At 60.8% G+C, this 5,611-nt stretch carries 4 protein-coding genes; all 4 read left to right on the top strand.

Translation table 11 applies throughout. The features are described 5' to 3' along the window. Window positions 1-489: 489 nt before the first annotated feature. Window positions 490-1,233, top strand: coding sequence for a DUF6088 family protein (locus ACZYOF_RS41690; RefSeq protein WP_463719387.1), 744 nt, complete (start codon window positions 490-492; stop codon window positions 1,231-1,233). Then, window positions 1,214-2,311 carry a nucleotidyl transferase AbiEii/AbiGii toxin family protein gene (locus ACZYOF_RS41685; protein WP_463719386.1) on the top strand — a complete coding sequence of 366 codons (1,098 nt, stop codon included), beginning with the start codon at window positions 1,214-1,216 and terminating at the stop codon, window positions 2,309-2,311. Before ACZYOF_RS41690 ends, ACZYOF_RS41685 begins: the two co-directional genes overlap by 20 nt. Before the next feature lie 71 nt (window positions 2,312-2,382). Beyond that, window positions 2,383-3,483, top strand: coding sequence for a hypothetical protein (locus ACZYOF_RS41680; protein ID WP_463719385.1), 1,101 nt, complete (start codon window positions 2,383-2,385; stop codon window positions 3,481-3,483). A 173-nt stretch (window positions 3,484-3,656) separates the two neighbouring features. After that, complete coding sequence (locus tag ACZYOF_RS41675) at window positions 3,657-4,991, top strand: IS5 family transposase (RefSeq protein ID WP_463719384.1); 1,335 nt, start codon at window positions 3,657-3,659, stop codon at window positions 4,989-4,991. Window positions 4,992-5,611: the final 620 nt, after the last annotated feature.

Genomic DNA, 5,611 nt, shown 5'->3' with positions numbered 1-5,611 from the left:
GGTCCCTTCAGAGGGGAGCACCCAATCATCGCCCAGCGGCAGCGTCAATCACCCCGATCGGGCAATCCAAAGCATTCCGCGCAAGTCAAGGCCGGGCACGGCGATCCTCTCGTGACGCTCACGATCAGTCGCCTATGCCGCCTGCCGCTCCTCAGCGAAGATCTGGGCCTTGATCTTCTCCCAAGCTCCGTCGGCATCAGTCTGCGAGGACAATACGCGGTACTTCGATTCGCCGACGACAAGCAGGTGAGCCCACATCGGTTTGGCGTGCTGGAAGTCATCGCCCTGCGGAAGCTGGTCCTTCTCACAGTCGAGGAGATTCCAGTCCACATGGGCGAGCTTTGCGGCGACTTCCCGGAATCGGCATGCGAACGGTTCCCCGGAGGAAATGGTTCTGACCAAAGTTTGAATATAAATTCTGGAGTAAGACTGTTCCCGATTGCAACTGACCAATTTTTATATATACTCTTCGGACAGCTTAGGTGGCCGATGCCTGACCCCACGTCCGATACCCTCGATCGCATTCATAACCGGATTGCCCAAGCGGCGCCGGCGGGGGTGTGGTCGCGCGCCGATTTTCTCGACATCGGGACGCCGAACGCTGTCGAGAAAGCACTCCAGCGGTTGACCTTGCGGGGCGACATCCGCCGGCCCTATCGCGGTCTCTATGACAAGCCGGGAACCAGCAAGCTGACCGGCAAGATAGTGTTTCCGCCCCGCGCCTCGTTCATCGACGCCATCGCCCGCCGCGACAAGCTGCGCGTGCTGGTCGACGGCATGACGGCCGCGAACGACCTCGGCTTAACGACAGCCGTTCCGGCCCGGTCGACGATCTATGCCGACACCTATCCGCGGACGATCGAGATCGAGGCCAGCGCCGGCGATCCAAAGGCCACGAAGCCGGTCATCTACAAGCTCGACTTCAAGCGCATTTCGGCCAAGACGGCATTTTGGGCCGGCCGTCCCGCCATGCGCGTGGTCCAGGCACTGACATGGTATCGGGATGAGCGATCGAGCCTTGATGCGGCCGTGAACGGGATCATCCGGCATCTGTCGCGCGATCCGAACCGAGAAAATATCGCACAAGATCTACGCGACAACATTCACGCGGTCCCGGCGTGGATGTACCCGCTGGTCGACACGATCACCCGCAAGCTCCAGGCGGAGGATCACAGCGCCGGCGAGCCGAATCCTGAGGGCGCAAAAGGCGGACATGCAGAAAACGTTCATTGAAATTCTGCGCTCGAGCGTCGACGATCGCCGCGCACTCTTTTCGACGGTTGCCGCCTATCTGAAGACACAGGCGCAGAACATAGAGAAGGACCTCTATGTCTGCTGGGTGCTCGACTTCCTGTTCAACCGGCGCGGCGATGATCCGATTGGTCTCTATTTCAAGGGCGGCACGAGCCTCAGCAAGGCGTACGGACTGATCCGCCGCTTCTCCGAGGACATCGACATCGGCATCTACAAGGCTGATTTGCACGTTCCGCTGGAAGCCGAGATCGCCGCCCTCCCCTCCGTGAATCAGCAGCAGCGCGCGCTCGCCGAGAAAGTCGACGAGGCCGCGCGGCAGTATATCTCGGGTCCACTCAAGAAGGAGCTGACAACGGAGATCGCAGCCGTCGAAGGCGCCGCCGAACAACCCGGGCATTTCTCACTCGGATTCGGTTTCGATGCGCATCGCAACCAGGAAGCGCCCGACATTCTGGTGGTCGGTTACAAGAGTGTCTTCGATGTTGGCGACGCCTATGTGCAGGCGGCGGTCCGCATCGAAGGTGGCGCGCGTCCCGATCCCGAGCCGGCCGAGCCGCGTGAGATCGTTCCTTACATCGCCTCGGAACTGCGAGAGGGAATGGACCTCACGGTGCGCAACGTGACAACGGTCAAGCCTGAGCGGACCTTCTGGGAGAAGGTGCTGATCCTCCACGCAATGACCGAAATGACCGAGAAGCGAAGCGCGGACGCGAAGGCCGATCGTCCAGTGCCTGATCTCAATCGCTACTCGCGCCACTATTACGACGTCCATCAAATCTGGACCCATCCGGACTATGGCGTGGCCACGGCATCAATGCGCGATCTTGCTGAAGCTTGCCGGCAGCACAAGGAGTTGATGTTTCGCGCGCCGGATCACCGATACGACCGCGCCGTGCCCGGCAGTTATCGCCTTGTCCCGACCGCGGACATGCGGGCTAAGCTCGCCGCCGACTATGAACGGATGTCGGAGATGATTTTCGGCACCTCGCCCACCTTCGCGGACGTCATGGCGAGCATCGACGCGCTCGAGCAGTACCTGAATGCTGCAACCGGGTAGGTTGCCCAACGAAGGATCTGTCCCGGAAAAAACCAGCAGGATGCGACAGGCCGCAATGATAGGATCAAGACATGGGTGAAACTCCGGAGAACATCCCAGCACGACTGCCCGATCCCGCCACGATCGAGGCGGTCCTCGCACGTCTTCCGACCGGAGCTGACGAAACGGCGCTGGCCGCCGGGCTGACGGAGGCGTTTCCCGGATTTGCATTTTCGACGGCGGACATCGACGACACGTACTGGCGCGACACGCGCTCAGTGATCGCCGCCGACGGGACACGGATCGCAGAGTACCGACCGTGGATGGAGGCCGAACTCGCCAAGGACAACGGGAACATTGGCGCGGTTTGGACGCGATTGCGCGAGAGCACCCTTCAGATCTCGGAATGGCACGGCAACAGCGTGTACGCCTTCGCGCCAACTGGACTGGGCGCGGCGGACTATGTGCAAATCCGTCTCGGCCGGGAAGTCGAATGGCGTGCGGGGCCGATCGTCAATCCGACGTACCGCCCTTGGGGCAAGAACGAATTACTCGATCCGTCATGGATCACACACGAAGATATGTCCGACGACAAGGTAATCGCCGGTCCACTCTATCGGATGCTTGGGCGCGCGGGCAGCGGCGTCGTCCATGTCCGGAGTTTCCTGACGCGGCGTGCCCGCCTCGAGCGCGAGAAGCGCGAGACGCAGCGGCCGGAGATGGAACGCCGTGTAGTGCGGGAAGTGACGCGGCAGGGCACGACCGAGACGCCGTTTCTCGAATTGGTGCCGGACTGGTTCGAGGTCGTGCCACGGGAGAATCGTTTCTTCCAGGATTGGGACGAATCAAGCGCTTCGGCCGAGCGCGTCTACGCGCACTGGGCGCTCGACATTTACGACTACGACGATAAAGGCACGCGCGAGATCGGATTCGTGCCGCGCCCGCTGCATCTGCCGGAAAAGAGGCTCATTGCTGGTGATGCCTCGGTTCATATCCTGATGGATCGCGTTGAAGCCATCGATCGTGAGGTCGGCGTCCGATTTGGTTGGTTCTTCTTGATGACCCATGGTAATCGGGTTGAGCCAGAGGTTGGTCAAGCGATTGCCAAGGGCCTGCGTGACCAGCGCGTGATCTTGCCCGATCGGGATGCGCGCGTGCTGCTGCGCTGGGTCGAACGATCTTACGGGTTCTGATTAGTCGTCCGTGAAGAATGCGGATCAGCTTGAGAGAAAGGCAGAAATTGTCTGGATGAAGTATTCGATTTTGCAGGAAAGCGGGGTGTTGGACTTCGCTTTCTTGCGTTTTGGGATTTTACTTTTGGGCGATTCGTGATTCCCTGACGTCGTCGTCGACATTGGGGAATGCGATGAGCAACCCGCGGGATGATCGCCAGAAAGACCTGCTGCTTCCGGCGCTCGATCAGATCATCGACATGGGGCATCCGCTGGTGCGGTTGGCGGCGCTGATCGACTGGAAGTTTCTGGATGAGCGCTTCAGTTCAGTGTGCCAAGGAGGGTCGGGACAGCCGGGCTTGCCGACGCGGCTCGTAGCCGGCCTGTTCATTCTGAAGCACATGCACAGCCTGTCAGATGAGGTGCTGTGCGCCCGTTGGATCGAGAACCCCTACTACCAATACTTCTGCGGCGAATTGAGCTTCTGCCACCGTCTGCCGTTCGATCGATCGTCGATGACACGATGGCGGCAGCGGCTCGGCGAAGAACAGCTCGTCGCGTTGATCCAGGAAAGTCTGTCGGTGGCACACAAGACCGGCGCGATCGGTCCCAAGGACCTGGAACGGGTGGTCGTCGATACCACAGTGCAGCCTAAGGCAGTTGCGCATCCGACCGACGCGAGGCTGCTGCATCGAGCAATCATCAAGCTCGTCGGGCTCGCCAAGCGCAACCGTGTGCCGCTGCGCCAGAGCTATCTGCGCCTGGCCAAGCGCGCCGCCATCATGACCGGCCGCTATACCCACACCCACCAGTTCAAACGCGCCCGGCGCCAGCTCAAGTTCCTGCGGACACGGCTTGGCCGGCTCATCCGCGACATCCGCCGCAAGATTGATGGCGATACGGTGCTGGAAGCTCGCTTCGGCCCGTTGCTCGGTTTAGCGCAGCAGGTGCGCAGCCAGGATCAGCATCAGCGCGGTCCGAAGGTCTATGCGTTACATGCTCCGGAGGTTGAGTGCATCGGCAAGGGTAAAGCCCGCGCGCCCTACGAGTTCGGCTGCAAGGTCAGCATCGTCACCCCCGTGACGTCTCCGAAGGGCGGCCAGTTCGTGCTCCATGCCAAGGCCCTGCATGGCAATCCCTTCGATGGGCACACGCTCGGCCCTGTGATCGCCGACATGGAGAAGCTCACTGGCGTGGAGGCTCGCCGCATCCACGTCGACAAAGGGTATCGTGGTCACAACTACCCGCATCGGTTCAGGGTGTGGATCTCGGGGCAGGTCCGCCGCGTCACAGCTTCCATCCGTCGCGAGATGAAGCGCCGCGCGGCTGTCGAGCCCGTCATCGGTCACGTCAAGGCTGAGCACCGCATGGAGCGCAACTATCTCAAAGGCCGCGTGGGCGACCGCATCAACGCCGTCCTCGCCGCAGCCGGCTATAACTTCGGCCTGCTCCTGCGGTGGCTCGCAGGACTCTTGCGTGCCATCATCCGGGCGTTCACCGAAACTGTCCCGGCCCAAAAGATCGCTTAAATCACCGCTCTCCCGCGTTCTTCACGGACGACTGATTAGACATCGGTGACAGCCAGAACCTAAAGCGGGTCGTTTGCGGGAGGACGAAATCTTACGCTATATGCCGGGCGGCATTTTTAAGCGGTTCTGTCATGGGCTCGCAGACCAAGTGCGGCCGCTATGACGCCGATGCCACAGAAAATATACAAAGTTGCCTCGGCAGTTTCGGGAGCCACGAGCGGCACGAGGAAAATCACCACCCCAAATACGCCGGTCAAAAGCGTCGTGAACGCCTGAACTCGCCCCACTACTGATGTATCAACCACAGTTAGAAGATGCCCGTTCGCGGCGGATCGGGTGACGCTCTATGCCACACCGGCGAAGCCGTAGATAATCAGGGCGACTAAGGGCGTTCTCGTGAGGGAGAAAATCACCAAGGTAAGGCCGGTCATGGTGAGGAGAAACAGAGTGTGCTTCTCCGTATAGCGGACAAACCCGGGGAGGCTTGCGACAGGGGGATGTCCCGATCGGTGTTGAACTACGTCGGGCCGACGTTGCCAGAATGAATGTTACGCGGCCCTTGTGACATGGGCAACGGGCTTGATCGTCATGGGATTGTGGTGAGCTTGAAGGGCCGCACG

The sequence above is a fragment of the Bradyrhizobium sp. LeoA1Lang genome, from assembly GCF_055413685.1.
This window is presented reverse-complemented; position numbering and strand designations above follow the sequence as displayed.